General features: G+C 72.1%; 16 protein-coding genes. 9 read left to right on the top strand and 7 right to left on the bottom strand.

From position 1 onward, the window contains the following. Nucleotides 1-42 precede the first annotated feature (42 nt). The 6 genes from ABNF97_RS05295 (at nucleotide 43) to ABNF97_RS05270 (ending at nucleotide 9,250) form a co-directional block, all read left to right on the top strand. Entirely contained in the window at nucleotides 43-678 is a 636-nt protein-coding gene (locus ABNF97_RS05295; RefSeq protein WP_349337806.1) for a hypothetical protein, read from the top strand. Nucleotides 679-849: 171 nt separating this feature from the next. Then, nucleotides 850-1,098, top strand: coding sequence for a hypothetical protein (locus ABNF97_RS05290; RefSeq protein ID WP_349337805.1), 249 nt, complete (start codon nucleotides 850-852; stop codon nucleotides 1,096-1,098). 275 nt (nucleotides 1,099-1,373) lie between these two features. Beyond that, on the top strand, nucleotides 1,374-4,583 hold the full coding sequence (locus tag ABNF97_RS05285; RefSeq protein ID WP_349337804.1) for an FtsX-like permease family protein: 3,210 nt from the start codon (nucleotides 1,374-1,376) through the stop codon (nucleotides 4,581-4,583). A 101-nt stretch (nucleotides 4,584-4,684) separates the two neighbouring features. After that, nucleotides 4,685-7,444 carry an FtsX-like permease family protein gene (locus ABNF97_RS05280; protein ID WP_349337803.1) on the top strand — a complete coding sequence of 920 codons (2,760 nt, stop codon included), beginning with the start codon at nucleotides 4,685-4,687 and terminating at the stop codon, nucleotides 7,442-7,444. Between the two features lie 25 nt (nucleotides 7,445-7,469). Next, nucleotides 7,470-8,450: an ATP-binding cassette domain-containing protein gene (locus tag ABNF97_RS05275; protein WP_130461447.1), complete on the top strand. Its 981-nt coding sequence runs from the start codon at nucleotides 7,470-7,472 to the stop codon at nucleotides 8,448-8,450. 86 nt (nucleotides 8,451-8,536) lie between these two features. Beyond that, nucleotides 8,537-9,250, top strand: a complete 714-nt coding sequence (locus ABNF97_RS05270) for an ABC transporter ATP-binding protein (RefSeq protein WP_349337855.1) — start codon at nucleotides 8,537-8,539, stop codon at nucleotides 9,248-9,250. 81 nt (nucleotides 9,251-9,331) lie between these two features. Here ABNF97_RS05270 and ABNF97_RS05265 read toward each other — a convergent pair whose 3' ends face one another. Further along, nucleotides 9,332-9,541, bottom strand: a complete 210-nt coding sequence (locus tag ABNF97_RS05265) for a BldC family transcriptional regulator (protein WP_007073996.1) — start codon at nucleotides 9,539-9,541, stop codon at nucleotides 9,332-9,334. A gap of 265 nt (nucleotides 9,542-9,806) precedes the next feature. Continuing rightward, on the bottom strand, nucleotides 9,807-10,646 hold the full coding sequence (locus ABNF97_RS05260; RefSeq protein WP_130461446.1) for a DUF8083 family protein: 840 nt from the start codon (nucleotides 10,644-10,646) through the stop codon (nucleotides 9,807-9,809). A gap of 290 nt (nucleotides 10,647-10,936) precedes the next feature. On the opposite strand from ABNF97_RS05260, the gene ABNF97_RS05255 reads away from it, so the two are divergent. Both ABNF97_RS05255 and ABNF97_RS05250 read left to right on the top strand, forming a co-directional pair. Beyond that, on the top strand, nucleotides 10,937-12,019 hold the full coding sequence (locus ABNF97_RS05255; protein ID WP_349337802.1) for a Glu/Leu/Phe/Val family dehydrogenase: 1,083 nt from the start codon (nucleotides 10,937-10,939) through the stop codon (nucleotides 12,017-12,019). 344 nt (nucleotides 12,020-12,363) lie between these two features. Further along, nucleotides 12,364-12,579 carry a DUF3073 family protein gene (locus ABNF97_RS05250; protein ID WP_130461444.1) on the top strand — a complete coding sequence of 72 codons (216 nt, stop codon included), beginning with the start codon at nucleotides 12,364-12,366 and terminating at the stop codon, nucleotides 12,577-12,579. Between the two features lie 290 nt (nucleotides 12,580-12,869). On the opposite strand, the gene amcA is transcribed toward ABNF97_RS05250, so the two are convergent. The 5 genes from amcA to ABNF97_RS05225 form a co-directional block, all read right to left on the bottom strand. Beyond that, nucleotides 12,870-13,109 (bottom strand): multiple cyclophane-containing RiPP AmcA, encoded by a 240-nt coding sequence (gene amcA / locus ABNF97_RS05245; RefSeq protein ID WP_130461443.1) that lies wholly within the window; start codon nucleotides 13,107-13,109, stop codon nucleotides 12,870-12,872. Next, nucleotides 13,078-14,181, bottom strand: coding sequence for a cyclophane-forming radical SAM peptide maturase AmcB (amcB, locus tag ABNF97_RS05240; protein WP_349337854.1), 1,104 nt, complete (start codon nucleotides 14,179-14,181; stop codon nucleotides 13,078-13,080). The genes amcA and amcB overlap by 32 nt, the downstream gene beginning before the upstream one ends. A gap of 202 nt (nucleotides 14,182-14,383) precedes the next feature. Further along, a complete protein-coding gene (gene purM, locus ABNF97_RS05235; RefSeq protein ID WP_349337801.1) occupies nucleotides 14,384-15,529 on the bottom strand; it encodes a phosphoribosylformylglycinamidine cyclo-ligase in 1,146 nt (381 codons plus the stop codon). Between the two features lie 148 nt (nucleotides 15,530-15,677). Beyond that, nucleotides 15,678-17,243, bottom strand: a complete 1,566-nt coding sequence (gene purF, locus ABNF97_RS05230; RefSeq protein WP_130461440.1) for an amidophosphoribosyltransferase — start codon at nucleotides 17,241-17,243, stop codon at nucleotides 15,678-15,680. Between the two features lie 151 nt (nucleotides 17,244-17,394). Continuing rightward, nucleotides 17,395-17,748, bottom strand: coding sequence for a sterol carrier family protein (locus ABNF97_RS05225; RefSeq protein WP_130461439.1), 354 nt, complete (start codon nucleotides 17,746-17,748; stop codon nucleotides 17,395-17,397). A 246-nt stretch (nucleotides 17,749-17,994) separates the two neighbouring features. Here ABNF97_RS05225 and ABNF97_RS05220 point away from each other — a divergent pair, with 246 nt between their 5' ends. Next, on the top strand, nucleotides 17,995-19,860 hold the full coding sequence (locus ABNF97_RS05220; RefSeq protein ID WP_349337800.1) for a carboxypeptidase-like regulatory domain-containing protein: 1,866 nt from the start codon (nucleotides 17,995-17,997) through the stop codon (nucleotides 19,858-19,860). The last annotated feature ends 99 nt before the right edge of the window (nucleotides 19,861-19,959 follow it).

The raw sequence follows: 19,959 nt of genomic DNA, 5'->3' as shown, positions 1-19,959 counted from the left end.
CGGCGGTCCCGCCGGACACAGGGCAGACCGGGGAGGTACGACATGAGCTACGACGGTGACCCCAGCATGCTGGACGACACCCTTCCGGAGCACGAACTGCCCGGCGAGGACGACCAGGGCTTCGGGCCGGCGGTGGACCTCACCTCGGACCCGCTCTCGTCGGACCCACTCGCGCTGGCGGTCGGCGACGAGTCTTCGCCGGTCACGTCCGTCGTGACGCACTACGCGAACGGCGTCACCGCGGTCGCCACCGACCTCGACGGCGACGGCTACGCGGAGTTGCTCGAGTTCGACGTGAACGGCGACCGGGTGGCCGACGTCCGCTACCAGGACACCGACTGGGACGGTCGGCTGGACACCGTCGAGCGGGACTCCGACCTGGACGGCCGGGTCGACCAGGTGCTGGAGGACAACAACGGGGACGGTCGGATCGACTCGGTGGTCACCGACACGAACCGGGACGGCGTGGTCGACCGGGTGGTCGCGGACGCCGACTTCGACGGCCGACCGGACACCTGGATGACCGACAGCGACTTCGACGGGCGGCCGGACGAGATCCGGATCGACTCCGACGAGGACGGCCAGGCCGACCGGCTGATGCTGGACACCGACCACGACGGCATCGTGGACCAGGTCAACTACCAGGACCGGCAGACCAACCCGTACGTCGCGAACTGATCGCGCGGCACGGCGGAGGCGTGCCCTGCCGGCATGGTCCGGGCCCCGCCGGGGTAGTGCGAGGTGACAGAGTGCGGTAGTCGTGTCGGGGAGTTCTCGTGGGTGTCCGGGCGGCACGCGGATCGAGGGTTCCGGCGTGGCCAGAACTTCAAGCTGACGGAAGGGCAACAGATGAGCGAGTCGCAGGAGACCGTCGACACCCGCGGTGACGAACGGATCGAACTGCTCCGGGCGGACGCCAACCAGGACGGCAAGACCGACGTCTGGGTGGTGGACACCGACGGCGACGGCAAGGCCGACCTCTTCCAGTTCGACACCGACGGCGACGGCAAGGTGGACATCACCATGGTGGACACCGACGAGGACGGAAAGCCGGACGAGGTGGTGGACGGGGACGGTGGCCTTCCCCCGCACGCCTGAACGGCGGCGCCGGGGGCGCCGAGCGCACCGAGGCCGTGGCGGCGGCTCGCCGGGTACGACGGATCCGGAGAGCCGTCGCCACGGTTGTGCGTACCGTCCGGACAAGTAGCGGGGCACAACGACTCGATCTCAGTTCCGTCATGATCGGATCACAAAGTCGCCTGTCGGCCAAATCACCGCCTTCATAGCCAACCTTTCACTCGTCCTCGGGCGCTTCGCTGCCATGAGGGGCGACGAGTCACGCCGCCCGCCTCGCCCATGGGAGAAGCAGAACGATGAGGCTGGTGTTTCGGCGTGCCAGGACGGCGAAGAGTCTGCTCCTCGCGGCGACCGGAGCGACCCTGATCGCCACCGCCATGCTCACCGCCCTCGCCGGCTACAGCCGGGAGGTGATCGACTCCGGTACCGAGCGCGCGGTCGCGTCGGCCACCCCGGAGGAGCGGTCGATCCTGGTACGTGGCACCGCCGGCAGCAGCCCGGCGAGCCTCGCCGAACGGGACGAGGCGGTACGGGCCCGGTTCGCCGACGGTGTCGCCGGAGTACCGGCCGAGATCGCCGGAGCGGGTTACGCCGCCGGGCGGCAGTTCGCCGGCCCTACCGGCAACGCCGTGCCGGACGCCAAGGGCCTGGTCTTCGCCCGGGTCGTCTTCCTCGACGACCTCCCCGGGCACGCCCGGCTGACCGAGGGCGCCTGGCCCAGCCCCGGCCGGCAACCGGTACAGACCGCGCTCGCCGAGCCGGTCGCGAAGATCCTCGGAGCCCGGGTCGGCGACCGGATCCCGATCACCGACCGGGTCACCGACCGGGTCACCGAGGTGACCGTCACCGGCGTCTGGCAGCCCCACGACGTCCGGGACCCGTACTGGCGGCTCGTGCCCGAGGTCACGGACGGGGTCGCGGCGGGGTCCGCCACCTACGGGCCGCTGGTCGTCGACCGGGCCGACTTCCTCGACCACTTCATCGCCAACGCCTCCGCCGGCTGGCTGGTCGAGCCCGACCTGGCCGGGGCCACCACGCACTCGCTGGGCCGGCTCGGCGAGGCCGCCGTGCAGACCGCCGCCAACCTGCCCGCGGAAACCGGGCTCGGCAGTTCGGGACTGGTCACCACGCAGCTCGACCAGCTCGCGCAGCGGCTGGAGCGGGCCGGACTGGTCGGCCGGTCGGCCCTGGTCACCCCGATGCTGCTGGTGGTGGTCCTCGGCGGGTACGCGCTGCTGCTGGTCGCACTCCTCCTCACCGAGCAGCGCCGGGGCGAGGCGGCACTGCTCCGGGCCCGGGGTGCCGGGCGGGGGCAGTTGGCCGGACTCGCCGCCCGGGAGGCGTTACTGGTCGTCCTGCCGGCCGCGGTGATCTCGCCGGTACTCGCCACCGAGCTGGTCCGGCTGGCCGACCGTACCCCGATGCTGGCCGCCGCCGCGCTGCGGCTGAGTCCCCGGCTCGACACCCGGGCCTGGCTGATCGCCGGGCTGGCCGCGCTCGGCTGCGCGCTGGCGATGCTCGGCCCGGCGCTGCGCCGCGCCGGCAGCTACGTCGGCGAGATGGCCAGCCGCTCCCGGCCGAGCCGGCGGACGATCGCGCAGCGGGCCGGGCTGGACGTCGCGCTGATCGCCCTGGCGGTGCTCGGCTGGCTGCAACTGCGGCAGTACTCCTCGCCGCTGGCCGGCGCCCGCCCGGACGGCACCCTCGGGATCGACCCGCTGCTGGCCGCGACCCCCACGATCGGGGTGCTGGCCGGCGCGGTACTCGCGCTGCGCGGCCTGCCACCGATGGCCAACCTCGCGCAGCGATGGGTCGACCGCGGGTCCTGGACCGGCACCATGCTCGGGATGTGGCAGGCCGGTCGGCGGCCGCACGCCGGCCCGGTGCTGCTGCTCGCCCTGGCGGTGGCGGTCGGCACCCTCGCCTGGTGCCTGGCCGCCACCTCGGAACGGTCCCTGACCGACCAGGCCGACCACCTGGTCGGCGCCGACCTGCGGCTCGTCGAGTCCAGCGGGGTCGCGCCACCGGCCCGTGCCGGGCAGCTCGCCGAGCTGCCCGGCACCGAACAGATCCTGCCGGCCTGGCGGGACAACCCCCGGCTCGGCGGCGACGCCGTACCGGCCGGGATGGTCGCGCTGGACGTCGCCAGCGCCGAACGGGTCGTCCGGGTCCGGGACGACCAGGTGGACGGCGGCACCGCCGGACTCTTCGCCCGGATGGCCGACGCCCGGGTGACCGCCCCGGTCGTGCCGCTTCCGCCGGGCACCACCGCGCTGACCGGCCGGATCACCACCACCGGCACCGGCGGTTCGGCCCGCGTCCCGGTCCGCACCTCGGCGATCCTCACCGAGCCGCACGGCGGGCACCTGCGGATCCCGCTCGGCGCGAGTTACGACGACACCCCGCTGCGGTTCAGCGTGCCTCTGCCGGCGGGCGGCGACACGCCGCCGAAACTGGCCGGCTTCGTCGTGGACACCCTCGGACCTCCCGGGTACCTCGTCGACTGGCAACTCACCGACCTGCGTGCCGTCCCGGCCGGCGGAGCCGGGACCGGCGTACCGCTCACCGACGGCCGACAGTGGCAGGCGGTACACCGCTCCGGCAGTACCGGACCCGCGACGGCGGGACCAGCCGGGCTGACCGCCCAGTACCAGGCCTCCCGGTTCGGCGGCTGGGCGGGACTCAACTCGCTGGTCTCCTTCGCCGTGACCGTCGCGCCCGACCCGGGGCAGGTGCCCGTGGTGGCCACCCCGGAGGCGTTGGCGGCGCTGCGACTCGGGGTCGGCGAGCAGACGGCGCTGGTGCTGAACGGCGGAACCGTCGACGTCCGGATCACCGGTACGGTGACCGCGCTGCCCGGCGTACCGGAGTCGGCGGCGCTCCTGGTCGACCTGCCGTCGCTGAGTACCGCGCTCTACCACCGGCTGGGTGTGCTCTCGGCGACCGAGGAGTGGTGGCTGGCCACCCGCCCCGACCAGCACGCCGAGGCGGCCCGGACGGCGGCCGGACTCGGCGGGCTGCAGGTCGCCGACCGGGTGGAGGTGGCCAGCCGCTCGGCCGACGACCCGTACGGTGTCGGCGCCCGGGCCGCCCTGTTCGCCGCCGCGCTCGGCGCCATCCTGCTCGCGGCGGTCGGCATCACCGTGGACGTCCGGGCCACCGCCCGGCGCCGGGTCACCGAGCTGGCCGTGCTGCACACCCTGGGCGCCGGTCCCCGGCTGCTGGCCCGGTCGCTCCTGGTCGAGCAGGCGTTCCTCTCCGGCATCGGCGTGCTGGTCGGGCTCGGGGTGGGCATCGCCGTGGCGGCCACCATGGCTCCGCTGGTCATCCTCACCCCATCGGCGCAACGGCCGGTGCCGGCGCCGCTGCTGGACGTCGCCTGGCTGCCGGTCGCCGGGACCGCCGCCCTGCTGCTGCTGCTCGCGCTCGGGCTGAGTGGGCTGACCGCCGCCACCATGCGGCAACGGCTGGCCGCGGCCCAACTGCGGATCGGGGAGGACCGGTGAACGCTCCGGATCGGGGAGGATCGGTGAACGCTCCGGATCATGGAGGACCGGTGAACGCGGGACCGGTGCAGGGACAGCACGCCGTGCGGGGTGGAGGAGCGGTGACGAGGCGGGTCGGGCCCCGACTGCCGGGGCCGTTGCGCCGGGCCCGGATCTTCGCCGGTTATCTGGGGCTGCTCGGCGTACTCGGGCTGGTGGCGGCGCTGCTGGTGACCGGTGCACCCCGGCTGGCGAACGAGTTCGCCGACGACGGGATGCGGCACGACGTACGCGAGCTGCCGTACCAGGTCCGGGACCTGACGTTCACGGCCTCGATGCGCGCCGTCCAGGGTCCGGACGCCGCCGTGGCGGCCGGGTGGCTCGACCGGCTCCGGGAGCAGCTACCCGGGCCGCTGCCGGGACTGGTCGGCCAGCAGTGGTTCGCCGGCCGGATCGGCCCGAAGGACCTGGCCGTGGCCGGTGACGCGCCGTCGCTGCGCGGAAGCTGCCGGCCGGAACTGCAACTGCGCGGCCAGGCAGGCATCGAACGGGAGCTCCGGGTCGTGCAGGGGCGCTGGCCGGCGTCCGGAGGCGGCGTCGAGGCGGCACTGTCCCGGGAGGCCGCCGGCATCCTCGGACTGGGGGTCGGCACCACCGTCGTGCTCGGCGACGCGGGTGACGACAAGGGCTCCGTCCGGGTCCGGATCGTCGGCCTGTACGACCCGATCGATCCGACCGCGCCGACCTGGGACGCGATCCGGATCGCCGAGGTGGCCTGCCCGAACCCGACCGAGGGCACCACGCACCGGGCGGCGCTGCTGACCGACCTGGCCGGGGTCACCACCGCCGCAGGGGTGTTGGGGATCGGATTCGAGTGGCGCTACCGGGTCGACGAGGAGCGGATGACCACCGCCGACATCCCGCAGGTGCTGACCGCGGTCGCGGCGACCCGGCGGACACCGCCGGGCGACCGCCTGGCGAGGTCGACCGGCCTGGACAGCGGCCTGGTACTGACAACCGGCCTGGACGGCGGCCTGACCAGGTTCGACGGTCAACTCCGCGCGGTGCAGGCGCTGCTCGCCGTGGTGCAGGCCGGCATCCTGGCCACCCTGCTCGGGCTGGTCGCCCTGGCCGCCGGCCTGGCGGTGCAGCGTCGCCGGGAGGAGTTCACCCTGCTCCGGGCCAGAGGAGCGACGGCCCTGGAGATCGGTGCCCGTACGCTGCGGGAGACCGTCGCGGTGCTGCCCGTCGCGGTACTCGCCGGCTGGCTGCTCGGCCGGCTCGCGCCGGGTCGCCCGGCCGGGGCCGAACCGCTCGGGGTCGCGCTGATCGCCGTCGGCACCACCCTGGCCATTCCACTGCTGGCGGCGCTCGGCCAGCGCCGGGCGAGCTTCGTGGGCCGGCGACGGGACCTGGTGCGCCACCGCCCGTCGGTCCGCCGGCTGACCGCCGAACTCTTCGTCCTGCTGCTCGCGGTGCTCGGCGTGGTACTGCTGCAACGGCGCGGGCTGAGCCAGGAAAGGGTCGACCCGTACCTGGTGTCGGTGCCAGTACTGCTGGCCGTGGCCGCCGCCCTGCTGGCGCTGCGCCTGGTGCCGTGGCCGCTGCGCCAGGTGGGCCGGATCGCCGCCCGGGCCCGTACGGTGGTGCCGTTCGTCGGCCTGGCCCGGGCCGGAAGGGGTGCGCCGGTGACCGTCGGGCCGCTGGCGGTGCTCGTCGTCGCGATCGCCACCGGGGTCTTCACCAGCGTCGTGACGAGCACGGTCGCGCAGGCCCGGGACCGGGTGACCGACCAGGAGGTCGGCGCCGACGCCCGGATACTCGGCTCCTACTCCGACCAGGCCACCGCCGAGCGGCTCGACGCGCTGTCCGGAGTGGACGCGGTCAGCCCGGTGGCCGTCGAGGTGGGCCAGCCGCTGCGCTCACCCACCCCGGACCGGCTCGGCGGGCGTGACCTCGGCCAGACCCAGGTACTGGTGGTGGACGGTCCGTCGCTGGCCCGGGTACTGGCGGCCAGCGGTGTCGACGTCACCGTGCCGGCCGGGCTGGCCGCGTCGGGGCGGATCGACGGCCCGGTGCCGGCGCTGGTCTCGCCGGAGGTGGCCGAGGCGGTCGGCGCCGGTGCGGTCACCGAGGTGCAGGGCCGGCGGTACGAGTTCCGGGTCGACCAGGTGGCGTCCGGCTTCCCGGGGCTGGCGGCCGAGGTCCGCCGGTTCGTCGTACTTCCCTGGCAGGCGATGCCGGTGCCGGAGTTCCAGCCGATCCGGCCCAACCAGTTCCTGGTGGCCGGGGACGACTTCGCCAGCGCCGAACTGATCGCGACGGTCGACGCCGCCCAGCGGGAGTACCTGGCGAAGGTACTGGGCCAGCCGGTCGAGCAGGTACGACCGCAGACGTCGGTCAGCATCACCACCTGGCAGCAGCACCGGCAGGCGCTGGAGCGCAGCGGCGTGAACCGGCTGCTCAGCTTCACCTTCGGCACCGGGGTGGCCGGGGCGACCGCGTTGGCACTGCTGGCGGTCGGTTTCGCCGTACTCGCCGAGGCGCCCGGCCGGGGCCGGATGCTGTCCCGGCTGCGCACGATGGGGCTCTCCGGGCGGCAGGGCCGAGGGCTGCTCGTATACGAACTGGTGCCGCTGGTCGGCGTCGGGGTGCTGGCCGGGGGACTGGTCGGGGTGGCCCTGCCCCGGCTGCTCGGGCCGGCGCTGGGGCTGTCCGGGTTCACCGGCGGCCTGCCGGCCCGGATCCACCTGGATCCGCTGCTGATGGTCGGCGTACTGCTGCTGGTGGCGGTGGCGCTGGTCGTCGCCCTCGGCCTCGAAAATCTGATCAACCGGCGGATGCGCCTCGGCGAGGTGCTCCGGCTCGGAGAGGAGAACTGATGGCTCGGAGAGGGGACGAAAACTGATGGCGAGTCCGACGACTACCGCCGCGGTGCCCGATCTCGCCGTACTCCAGCGCAGGGCCGCGGAGCGGGCGGCGGCCCGGGCCGGCGGCGAGGACCGGCTGCGTGGGCACATCGTCTGCGACGGATTGGTCCGGATCTTCAAGACCGAGGGCGTGGAGGTGGTCGCGCTACAGGGGTTGGACCTGGTGGTCGACCGGGGTGAGCTGCTCGCCATCGTCGGCGCCTCCGGCTCGGGCAAGTCGACGGTGCTGAACATCCTCTCCGGACTGGACGTGCCGACCGCCGGGATCGCCCGGGTGGCCGACTTCGACCTGCTGGCGATGTCGCCGAAGCGCCGGCTGCGGTACCGCAGGCACACCGTCGGCTTCGTCTGGCAGCAGACCGCCCGCAACCTGCTGCCGTACCTGACCGCCCGGGAGAACGTGGAGCTGCCGATGCGGCTGGCCCGGGGCCTGCGCGGCCGGGCGGCCCGCAGGCGGGCGACCGAGCTGCTGGAGATGGTCGGGGTCGGCTACTGCGCCGACCGCCGCCCGGACCAGATGAGCGGCGGCGAGCAGCAGCGCTGTGCGGTGGCGGTCGCGGTGGCCAACGATCCGGAGGTGCTCTTCGCCGACGAGCCGACCGGCGAGCTGGACGAGGCGACCGCGGCCGAGGTCTTCGGCGCGCTGCGCACCATCAACGCCGAGCTGGGCGTCACCATCGTGGTGGTGACGCACGACCACGCGGTCTCGTCCCAGGTCCGCCGGACGGTCGCGATCCGCGACGGGCGGACCGCCTCCGAGGTACGCCGCTCCACGCGGCTGCGCGCGGACGGCGTCGAGGAGCTGGTCACCGAGGAGTACGCGCTGCTGGACCGGTCTGGCCGGATGCAGTTGCCGGCGGGCTTCGTCGACGCGCTGAGCCTGCGCGACCGGGTCCGGCTCAACCTGGAGCCGGATCACGTGCAGGTCCGGCCCGGCAACGACGGGGAGCGGCCATGACCGGCGGGGCGGGGCGACAGGAAGCGGCCATGACCGGCGGGGCGGGGCGACCGGAGACGGGCGGGTACGGCGAGAGAGGGCCGCTGATGGGCGAGGAACTGGTCCGGGTCGAGGGGGTCGGGCGGGACTACGCCGCCGGCGACCGGGTGGTGCACGCGGTCCGGGAGGTCTCGTTCACCGCCGCCCGGGGCGAGCTGGTGGCGATCCGGGGCCGGTCCGGTGCGGGCAAGACCACCCTGCTGAACCTGATCGGCGGTCTGGACCGGCCGAGCTACGGACGAATCCACGTCGCCGGGCACGAGATCACCGCTGCCGGCGGTGACGAGCTGCTGGAGCTGCGCCGCTCCACCATCGGCTTCGTCTTCCAGTCGTTCGGGCTGATCCCGATCCTCTCGGCGGCGGAGAACGTCGGGGTGCCGCTGCGGCTGGTGAAGCGGCGCCGGGCCGAGCGGGAGGAGCGGGTGACGATGCTGCTCGAACTTGTCGGGTTGGGTGCTCAGGCGGCGCAGCGCCCGTACGAGCTCTCCGGCGGCCAGCAGCAGCGGGTGGCGGTGGCCCGGGCGCTGGCGAACGATCCGGCGCTGCTGATCGCCGACGAGCCGACCGGGCAGCTCGACTCGGAGACCGGGCGTTCGATCATGGATCTGCTCCGCGCGCTGGTACACGCCCGGGGGATGACCGCGCTGGTGGCCACACACGACCCGACCCTGATCGACCTGGCGGACCGGGTCCTGACGCTGCGCGACGGCCGGCTGGTGGACGGGGCGGCTCTGGAAGACGTGGCACTGGCCGGGAGTTGACTCTCCGGACACGATTCAGGGACGGGGATTCGTACGCCCGTACGAGCCCTCGCCCCTGATCCGAGGTGCGGGTTTCGAGTCTCAGTCGCCCTGCCGCTGCTGGGGGATCTGGCCCTGCAGCAGGGCACGAACCTCCGACTCGCGGTAACGGCGGTGCCCGCCCAGCGTTCTGATCGCGCTGAGCTTCCCCGCCTTAGCCCACCGGGTCACGGTCTTCGGGTCGACACGGAACATCGACGCGACCTCTGCCGGCGTGAGTAGCGGCTCAGGTTCATGCGTACGCGATGCCATCGGTCACTCCTCCACAGGTGCCTATAGACATCGGCCGGGGTCCCGCCGGCCGACGCGTCTCCCATGGTCCGGCTAGTCCCCGATGTCCGACATGGGCCGAACGGCCGAAGGTCCCTGGATGGACGGATGAACAATGACCGATATATGGTCCTTTTTTATGCCAGAAAAAGACTTAACCGGACGGCCGATTGCCCCTGGTGACGTCGATGTTACGAGGGGCATTCACCTGTGCGCGCTCCCATTCAGCCCTGACCCGCATCATTCGCTAATTGCAACGCTCCAGTAACTGGACTGCCCGCCAGCGTGCCACGAGCTTCTCGTACGCCTCGGTGGCCGCCTCCGCGTCCCCCTTCGACAGCCCGGCCAATCCGGCCGCGACCAGCTCCGGCGAGTCGTCTGCGGCCAGCGCCTCGTCCGGAAGCAGGTCGACCAGCCCACCGTAGTCCAGCTCCACGACCGACCGGGGATGGAACTCCTCCAGCCACCGGGCCCCCTCCTCGACGGCCTCGGTGATCGGCGCGTCCCCGACCGACTTGCGCAGCACCGACAGGCCCCGCGAGGCCCGCCGCCGGGCCTTGGAGATCTCGGTGCGGTAGCGCAGCACCCGCCGATCCGGCCGGGTGGTCAGCTCGCGCTCCTCCGGGTCGACGAAGACGAACCAGCGCAGCGGCACCCCCCAGGTGGCGATCTGCTCGTGCAGCCTCGGCACGCCGTGCTCCAGCACCCGGGCCCCGCTGCGCCAGTCCTCCACCACGGCCTTCGCCTGGCCGGCGAGCACCGGCGGGACGAACGCGTCGGCCAGCACCGGAGGTACGCCGTCCCGGGCGCTGAGCGCCGCCTCGGCCACCCGTACGCGCAGGTTCCAGGGGCAGACCAGCAGCGTGTCGTCGGCCTCCAGGACGTACGCCTCCTCGGGCAGGTCGGGCAGCCGGGTCCAGCCGGCACCGAGCGCCTCGATCACCGCCGTCCGCTGCCGTACCGGTCCCTCCAGCGGGGCCACCGCCCTGCCCTCCTTGACGTAGCGACGCCAGAAGATCTGCCGGTCCCGGTCGAAGGCGGTCAACGGCTCGTACACCCGCAGGTAGGAAGCGAAGAGCGACGGCACGGCGCGATCCTCCCACGAAACGGGAGCCGACTGTCCCCGGCGTCTCCGATGAACCTTCTTCAACCTCCCCTTGCGGTCCGTCGGAGCGCAAGGTCGGACGCGGTGTGTGAGCGCCGCGCGGTTCAGGTTGAAAAAGGTTCAATCAATGTCGCGCGCGCCGGCCACGATCCACACCCGGGCCGATCACGATTAGGCTCGGAGCAGGCCGGCAACATCCCCCGCCGGCACATCGGGAACCCCCCTTCCCGCCGCATCCCACGAGGATGCCCATCGGAGATCAGGAGCGCGACATGGACGTATTCGCCAGTACCGACGGGCCGGATTCCGACGGCCACGAGCAGGTCGTGTTCTGCCAGGACAAGCAGACCGGGCTCAGGGCGATCATCGCCATCTACTCCACCGCACTCGGACCGGCGCTCGGCGGCACCCGGTTCTACCCGTACGCGACCGAGGCCGAGGCGCTGCACGACGTACTCGACCTGTCCCGGGGCATGGCGTACAAGAACGCACTCGCCGGGCTGGACCTCGGCGGCGGCAAGGCGGTCATCTGGGGCGACCCGGAGCGGATCAAGACCGAGCCGCTGCTGCGGGCGTACGGGCGCTTCGTCGAGTCGCTGGGCGGTCGCTACTACACCGCCTGCGACGTCGGCACCTACGTCACCGACATGGACGTGGTGGCCCGGGAGACCCGCTTCGTGACCGGCCGCAGCGTCGAGCACGGCGGCGCCGGGGACTCGTCGGTGCTGACCGCCTGGGGCGTCTTCCAGGGGATGCGGGCCGCTGCCGAGCACACCTGGGGGTCACCGATCCTGGCCGGGCGCCGGGTCGGGATCTCCGGGCTGGGCAAGGTCGGCAAGCACCTGACCGGCCACCTGGTCGACGACGGCGCCGCGGTGGTGGCGACGGACGTCAACCCCAGGGCGCTCTCCTGGGTCCGGCAGACTCACCCGCAGGTCGAGGTGGTCGCCGACACCCAGGCCCTGATCACCTCCGACATCGACGTGTACGCCCCCTGCGCCCTCGGTGGCGCTCTGGACGACACCACCGTGCCGGCGCTGCGCGCCTCGGTGGTGGTCGGCGCGGCCAACAACCAACTCGCGCACTCGGGCATCGAGAAACTGCTCGCCGACCGGGGCGTGCTGTACGCCCCCGACTACGTGGTGAACGCGGGCGGCGTGATCCAGGTCGCCGACGAGATCGAGGGCTTCAACTTCGAGCGCGCGAAGCTGCGGGCCACCCGGATCTACGACACCACCCGGGAGATCCTGCGGCTGGCCGACGCCGAGGGCGTGCCACCGGCGGTCGCCGCCGACCGGCTCGCCGAGCGCCGGATGGCCGACGTGGGTCGGCTGCGCACGATCCACCTGGGCTGAGCGTCGGCTCCGACGGCTTCGGGGCCGGAGTCGATGGGTACCGGCTCCGTGCCCCGGGCCGGACGGACGTCCGGTCGATTGCCGGGTAATCAGGTAGAAAGTACGTTGTACTGGACTGATGGGTCTGGAGACGACAAACGCGTCATGACTGGGCCGGGTCGGCGCTCCTTACTGAGTAGGATGGGACCGCCCGTCGATGTCGGTGCGACGCGCGGGCATGGGCGGTGGTAACCCGAGGTGCCGAACCGGGGCATCCCCATGTACCGTAAGAGCCACGAGAGATGCCTGACGTCATCGGGGCCCGCCTTCGGGCTGCCCCGAATTCTGTGCGAGGGGGTCGAGCCATGGGGCGCGGCCGTGCTAAGGCCAAGCAGACTAAGGTCGCCCGGGAGTTGAAGTACCACTCCCCGAACACCGACCTCGCCGCCTTGCAGCGAGAACTCGGCGGCAGCCGCAAGTCGGACCACGACTTCGACGACGACTACAAAGAGTATGTCGACGACGATGACGAGGATCACGACGCGGACGACGACCCGGGTAACTGGGTCTCAGCCCGCTGATCTCTGGTCACATCTGAGCACGCGGTAACACCGCGTGCTCACGCGTGTCCGAGTGCCTGCGGGCCGTACCGCCGGTCGGGGTGCCAATCGGTAAGGACCTGCCGGGCCGGAGTCTGTCTCCAGCCCACCAGCAGGTCCTTACCGCTGGCTGTGGCCCGTCGTCGCTCCGGCGTCGGGTAAGGCCCGCCCGTCCATCAGCGACACGGCGGGACGTCCGAGCACCAGGCGGACGGACGGGACGGCCCGCCCATCAGGTCGGTTTCCGCCCACCCGCCCGCCCGGGGCGAGACTCATCGAGGGCGATTGTTCCAGTTGTAGAACGTCGGAATGTTCTCGAAGTGGTTCCAGGCGCAGACCGCGCTCGCCCCGTCCCCGCCGGCCGGCACCTCGGCCCGGAGCCGTCGCGCCTCCGCCGCCTCCCGCAGCAGGGTGGTGAGCCCGGCCCGAGCACCCAGGACCCGGGTGGCCACCGGATCGTGCACTCCGGCCTCGACCGGCTCAGGCGGCGGTTGGCTCGTGGTCTCGGGCATGATCCAACACTCCCTCTAGTAGACGGATCTTGCTGTTGCGGCAGTGGTCGGTCTCCGTACCATCGAAGCGCCCATGCTCGAAGTAGCGGTTGGCGGCGTGTCCGCCCCCGCAGAATCCGAAGTATGGGCAGCGGGCGCGGCAACTCTCCACGCCGGTCAGGAACTCCGTCACCCACGGCGTCTGTGCGGCCCTGCCGAGAATGTCCCCCAACGGGGTCTCCAGGACGTTCCCGCTGGTGAAGTCGCCGTAGTGCGGGTCGGAGAAGCCCGCCAGCTCCGGGGAGAGCAGGACCACCGAGCCGTCGTACCCGATGGTCGGGATGGGGTCGAGCTGGCGGGGCAGGACGTCGTCCTCGGCGCCGTCGAGGACCGCCGCGGCGTACCGAAGCGACCACTCGATCTCCCGGAGGTGGATCCGGGGATCCCGGCGCCAGGCGGTGACGAGCTCGGCCCAGAAGCCGCCGACCAGCTCCGCCGGATGGGCGTTGCGCCGGGTGTTGACCCCCTCCGTCTCCTCGATGTTGATCCCGAGCACGTCGCAGCCGAGCCCGAGGAAGTAGTCGTACAGCTCGGTGGCGAGACCGGGCTCCGGCCGGCTCACCACGCAGAGCGCCGAGTACCCGATCCCGTGCCGGCGTAGCGCCTCGACGCCGGCCATGATCCGGTCGTACGACGGCTGGCCGCCCCGGCCGACCCGCTCCCGGTTGCGGTCCCGGGGTCCGTCGACGCTGACGCTGACCCGGATCCGGTGTGCGGCGAAGAACTCGCACCAGGCGTCGTCGATCAACGTCGCGTTGGTTTGCACGTGGTGCTCGACCGCGGGGTCGAAGGGCGCCAGCAGCGCCGCGAGGTGCTCCCGTCCGGCGGCGAGTGGCTCGCCCCCGTGCCAGACCACCGAGAACCGCCCGTGCCGCGCCCAGCCGTTGACCGGGCCGGCTACCGCGGCCGCCACCGGTACCGTCATCCGACGGTCCGTCGCCCGCAGCGGAAGGTAGCAGTACGCGCAGTCGAGGTTGCACAGCGTGGTCGGCTGCATAACCACGTAGCTGGGGACCGCGGCGATCCCCCGCATGCCGGAAAACTCCTGTCCACGGACAGCCATGGCCCTCCTCCCCCGCCTGTGAGGTGCCCCTCAGGCTAGGTGGCGGTAGCCACCCCGGTGAAGTCCTGACCAGGTATGCCGAGAATCACGGGCAATATCGCGGATACGGGTTTTGACGCCTTTTCGTACTCGGCCCAGCGTCGCATGCCCGGCTTGCCGGGCCGCGTCCGGGTCAGCCCCGGGTGTGCTGGCCGATCATGTGCACCTCGCCGGTGCCCTCGATGATCTCACCCGCCTGCCAGGCCTCGACACCCCGGCCGGTCAGGCAGGCCAGCGCCCGGTCGGCGTCCTCGGCCGACACGATGGCGAACATGCCCACGCCCATGTTGAAGGTGGACTCCATGTCCTGGTCCTCGATCCGGCCCTTGGCCTGCACCAGGTCGAAGATCGGCTGCGGTCGCCAGGTGGCCCGGTTGACCACCGCGTCGACGTGGTCGGGGAGCACCCGGACCAGGTTGCCGGGAATTCCGCCGCCGGTGACGTGCGCCAGGGCGCGAACCTCGGCCTCGGTGATCAGCTTCAGGCAGTCCTGCGCGTAGATCTTGGTCGGGGTCAGCAGCTCCTCACCCAGGGTCCGCTGCCTGCCGAAGTCCTCGATCACGGTGTCCAGCCGCATCCGGCCGGCGCCGAGCAGTACGTGCCGGATCAGGGAGTAGCCGTTGGAGTGCAGGCCGGAGGAGCCCATCGCGATCACGACGTCGCCGACCTCGACCCGCTCCGGGCGGAGAATCTCGCTCTCCTCCACCACACCCACGCCGGTGGCCGAGACGTCGTACTCGTCCGGGCGGAGCACGCCGGGGTGCTCGGCGGTCTCGCCGCCGAGCAGCGCGCAGCCGGCGTACCGGCAGCCGTCGGCGATGCCGGCGCCGATCTCGGCGACCTTGTCCGGGACGACCTCGCCGCAGGCGATGTAGTCGAGCAGGAAGAGCGGCTCGGCGCCGCAGGCGACCAGGTCGTCCACGACCATCGCCACCAGGTCGATGCCGACGGTGTCGTGGATGTCCATCTGCTGCGCGATGACCAGCTTGGTGCCCACCCCGTCGGTCGACGAGGCGAGGATCGGGTTGCGGTACTTCTGGGTGTCCAGCCGGAACAGGCCGGCAAAGCCGCCGAGGTCGCCCATCACCTCGGGGCGCCGGGTGCCCTGTACCTTCGGCCGGAGCAGTTCGACCGCGCGCTCGCCGGCGTGGATCGAGACGCCGGCGTCCGCGTACGACACGGTGCGCTTGCGGCCGGACCGGCCCATCCCCGCCGTCCAGGGCTGATGGGTGCCGCTCGGGCCGCTTCCTGCACCACTGCGCTCGGTCACGTGCGTCACGGTTCTCCCCTTAGTGGTTCTCGCGGCTGGCCGCGTCGGTAGCGGTCGAGGATCGCTCGACTCCGTGCTGCCCGGCCGGATGTAGCCACCCGGTCGGGCCGGTCCTGCCGCCGGGCGCCGTGCCCATCAGCCGTGCCCGGCGTGGTGCCTACGCGTGCGACGACACCTCGCCGCCGCTGGAATTGCTGACGAACGGTTGACCGCCCGGACCGCGGGTGGCCCCGGTCGAGACCACCTCCTCCGCCCCGGCGCCGGCGACCCGGCGGTCAACCCCTTCGAGTAGGTGCTTGCCAATCAGGTTCCCTGCCGGCAGCTCGATCGGGTACTCCCCGTCGAAACAGGCTCGGCAGAGCCGGGTCTTCGGCTGCTCGGTGGCGGCGATGAGTCCGGCGAGGGAGACGTAGCCGAGGCTGTCGGCCCCGATCGACCGCCGGATGCCCTCGTTGTCCAGCCCGTTGGCGAGCAGCTCCGCCCGGGTGGCGAAGTCGATTCCGTAGAAACAGGGCCAGCTGACCGGTGGTGAGGAGATCCTGACGTGCACCTCCAGGGCGCCGGCCTCGCGCAGCATCCGGACGATCGCCCGCTGGGTGTTGCCGCGCACGATCGAGTCGTCCACCACGATCACCCGCTTGCCCCGGACGTTCTCCCGCAGCGGGTTGAGCTTGAGTCGGATGCCGAGCTGGCGGAGCGTCTGCGACGGCTGGATGAAGGTGCGCCCGACGTACGGGTTCTTCATCAGGCCGGCGCCGTAGGTGATGCCGGACTCCTCGGCGTAGCCGATCGCGGCCGGGGTGCCGGATTCCGGAACCGGGATCACCAGGTCGGCCTCGACCGGGTGCTCCCGGGCGAGCCTCCGGCCGATGCCGACCCGGGCCGCGTGGATGTTGCGCCCGGCGATCGTGGTGTCCGGCCGGGCGATGTAGACGTACTCGAAGAGGCAGCCCTTCGGCTCCGGCGCCGCGAACCGGGCGGACCGCAGGCCGTGCTCGTCGATGGCGATCAGCTCGCCGGGCTCGATCTCGCGGACCACGCTCGCCCCGACGATGTCCAGTGCGGCGGTCTCGCTCGCCACCACCCAGCCACGCTCCAGCCGGCCGAGCACCAGCGGACGGACCCCGTAGGCGTCGCGGGCGGCGTAGAGGGTGGTCTCGTCCATGAAGACGAGGCTGAACGCGCCGCGCAGTGTCGGCAGCACCTCCAGCGCGGCCGCCTCGACGGACAGGTCGGGGCGGCTGGCCAGCAGCGTCGTCACCAGGGCGGTGTCGGAGGTCGACCCGTCGGAGTCCATGCCGCGCTCGACGGCGTCCCGGGCCAGCTCGGCGGTGTTCACCAGGTTGCCGTTGTGTGCCAGCGCGATCGTGGTGCCCGCGGTGTTGGCCCGGATGGTCGGTTGGGCGTTCTCCCAGGTCGAGCCGCCGGTTGTGGAATATCGGGTGTGTCCGATCGCCAGGTGGCCGCGCAGGCTCGCCAACGTCGGCTCGTCGAAGACCTGGGCGACCAGGCCGAGATCCTTGTAGACCACCACGCCCGACCCGTCGCTCACCGCGATGCCGGCAGCCTCCTGACCACGGTGCTGCAGTGCGTAGAGACCGAAGTAGGTGAGCTTTGCCACCTCTTCGCCCGGGGCCCAGACTCCGAAAACGCCGCACGCGTCCTGCGGACCGGGTCGTTGGGGGTCGAGGTCATGGCTCAACCGGCCGTCGCCTCGGGGCACCTGCCGCTCCCTCTTGCTGATCTGCTCGGACTCGCCTGTCGCCCGGGTGATTTCGGGTTCCGTCGACTCAGACAGTGTACGCGAACCGGAGCCGATACAGAGAGCCACGTTATGGCCCCCATAAGTGACGGATGGTGATGGAAAAGTTCAGCTAAATCGGGAGATAAAGGGAGATATCAGAACGATTGCCGCTGGTGTGCACCAGCCCTTCGGCAACCGCCTCCGACCAGGACATCCGCCCGGTCGCCAGCCGGACCCAGGTCGCCGGCGCCATCTCCACCACGTTCGGCGGTGTACCACGGGTGTGTCGCGGGCCGGCACAACACTGCACCGCACCATAAGGTGGTACCCGGACCTCCACCGCCCGGCCGGGGGCAGCACGAGCCAGGTCACCCAGCAGGGCCCGAACGGCGTCCCGTAGGGTCGCCCGGTCAGGCGTACGGCCGGCGTCGAGATCGGCCAGCGCTGCAGCGACCGGTGCGGACTTATTGTGCGGAGAGGACACGTCGGGACGATACGACCTGGCTTCGTGGCATTTTTCGCCGCCCCTGGGTCGCGCTCATCCGGTCAGACAAGGCATAGTTGCCGACGGTGTAGTCGTATGGGTTGATCCCCGGCCGACGAGGGGTCGGCGGTGGAGCCCCGGAAGGCGGTGGACGTGACAGCACACCGACGAGCCTGGATCTACCGGGCCGGTGTGGTCGTGGCGCTGGCAGCCAGCGCTGTATTCGCTCTCCCCACCACACCAGCCTTGGCTGACGACCCAACCGTCACCATCACCGGGGTGAACGCCAGCCTCAACGCCGGGCAGACGACCCAGCTCACCTTCAGCATCAAGAACAACAACGGTGGCGTACTCGCCGACTCCTTCAACATCCAGGTGACCACCAGCTTCAACGAGCTGCGGTGCCAGGGCAACTGCGATGTCACGGACACGATCGCGGTGGGCGCTACGAAGTCGTACAGCGTCACGCTGCGCGCAGGGAACGTCCCGGCCGGGCAGAGCCGGTCCGGCAATGTCCAGATCACTGCCGAGGTCGGCAACGACAGCGCTTCTACCCAGCGGAACATCACCGTGCGCGGGCCAGAGGCGCCGCCGGAGGTGCAGACGGTCGCCGAGGTGTCGGGACGGGTCACCGACGAGAACACCGGCGACGGGATACCCGGCGTCAGCATGCGGCTCACCGACGGGCAGGGGCGTACCCACAGCGCCCGCACGAACAACAGCGGCAGCTACCGGTTCACCGGTTCGCAGGAGCGGCCGATCGCGCCGGGGCGGCTACAGATCCGGGCCACCAAGGACGGCATCACCGACACCAGGAACGTGAACGGTTCGGCCGGTGCCCGTCTGAACAACCAGGGCATCCAACTCGCCCTCGCCGCCCCGCCGACCGCGACCGCGGAGGCCACGGTGGAGCCGACCGAGGAGGCCGTCGAGGGGGAACCCACCGAGGAGGCCGGTGTCGAGGAGAGCCAGGAGGCGGGCGCGCAGGACCAGAGCGCCAACGAATCCGGCGGCGGGCTCGGCTCGTGGGTGCTGATCCTGGCCGGCGGTCTGCTGGTCGCACTCGGTGTCGGCGCCATCGTGCTGCTGCTGATGCGTCGTAAGGAAGACGACGAGGACGACGAGGACGGTCCCGGTGGACCGGGTGGACCGGGGCCGCGCTCCGGCATGGGCGCCGGTCGGGGTCGCTACCCGGACGACGACGCCACCCGGGTCACCACCCGGCCCGGCGTCGGAGCCGACCCGACGATGGTCAACCGGGGCGGCAACCTGGCCGACGCACCGACCATGATGCACAGTGCGCCACTGGTCGACGACGAGTTCCCCGACCCGTACGGTGCGCCGCTGCCCGGGCCACAGACGCCGGGTTACGGCAGCGGGCAGCCGGGCTGGGGCGGCAACGCCAACGGCTACGGTGACCGCCCCGGCTCGGGTGCCGGTGCGTACGGCAACGCACCTGGCTCGGGCGCCGGCTATGGCGCACCCGCCTCCGGCGCCGGCTACGGCAACGCGCCCGGCTCGGGCGCGGGCTACGGTGCGCCCGTCTCCGGCGGCGGATACCCCGTGAACGGGGCTGGCGGTTACGACGAGGGATACGACGAGCCGACGGGGCGCTACACCGGCGCCCGGGACGCTGCCGACGAGTACGGCCCGGCGGCCGACCCGTACGACACCAACGCCTACCGCCCGTCCTCCGGCGCCGGCCAGGGTGGCTACGAGCCCACCCAGCAGTACGGTCGGGGCGACGACTACGACGCCGCGGGTTACGGCGCGGCCCGGGGCGGCTACGGTGACGAGCCGCGTACCGGTGCCGGATACGACCGCGTCGACGACGGGTACGACCAGCCGGGTTACGACAACCGGGCCGGCTACGACCCGCAGGGTTACGACGCCGACCGGAGCGGCTACGACCAGCCGACCACCGGCGGCGGCTACGACCATCCCCGTAGCGGCTACGACGACCAGAGCGGCTACGACGACCGCGGTGCTGGCTACGGCCAGCAGGGCGGCGGCTACTACGACGACGCGCCGCGGGCCGGGCACAGCCGGTCCGGTGCGCCGCCACAGCCGAGCCGCTCCGAGCGCCGGTCGCTCGACTGGTTGGACGACTGACGGCGGCCTGCAAGACGTAACGCCGGGGCCCGGTTCGCGACGGCGAGCCGGGCCCCGGCCGTTTCCCGCACACGATCTGGTTTCCCGCACCACGGCCCG

Source organism: Plantactinospora sp. B6F1 (assembly GCF_040120695.1).
Taxonomy (GTDB): Bacteria; Actinomycetota; Actinomycetes; order Mycobacteriales; family Micromonosporaceae; genus Plantactinospora.
Note: the sequence above shows the minus strand (reverse complement) of the source record. Positions and strands in the feature narration are given on the sequence as shown.

Excerpts from the sequence above, each read along its gene's own strand:
- ABNF97_RS05295 (WP_349337806.1), top strand. The coding sequence starts at position 43 with ATGAGCTACGACGGTGACCCCAGCATGCTGGACGACACCCTTCCGGAG.
- ABNF97_RS05290 (WP_349337805.1), top strand. The coding sequence starts at position 850 with ATGAGCGAGTCGCAGGAGACCGTCGACACCCGCGGTGACGAACGGATC.
- ABNF97_RS05285 (WP_349337804.1), top strand. The coding sequence starts at position 1,374 with ATGAGGCTGGTGTTTCGGCGTGCCAGGACGGCGAAGAGTCTGCTCCTC.
- ABNF97_RS05275 (WP_130461447.1), top strand. The coding sequence starts at position 7,470 with ATGGCGAGTCCGACGACTACCGCCGCGGTGCCCGATCTCGCCGTACTC.
- ABNF97_RS05270 (WP_349337855.1), top strand. The coding sequence starts at position 8,537 with ATGGGCGAGGAACTGGTCCGGGTCGAGGGGGTCGGGCGGGACTACGCC.
- ABNF97_RS05265 (WP_007073996.1), bottom strand. The coding sequence starts at position 9,541 with ATGGCATCGCGTACGCATGAACCTGAGCCGCTACTCACGCCGGCAGAG.
- ABNF97_RS05255 (WP_349337802.1), top strand. The coding sequence starts at position 10,937 with ATGGACGTATTCGCCAGTACCGACGGGCCGGATTCCGACGGCCACGAG.
- ABNF97_RS05250 (WP_130461444.1), top strand. The coding sequence starts at position 12,364 with ATGGGGCGCGGCCGTGCTAAGGCCAAGCAGACTAAGGTCGCCCGGGAG.
- amcA (WP_130461443.1), bottom strand. The coding sequence starts at position 13,109 with ATGCCCGAGACCACGAGCCAACCGCCGCCTGAGCCGGTCGAGGCCGGA.
- amcB (WP_349337854.1), bottom strand. The coding sequence starts at position 14,181 with ATGCGGGGGATCGCCGCGGTCCCCAGCTACGTGGTTATGCAGCCGACC.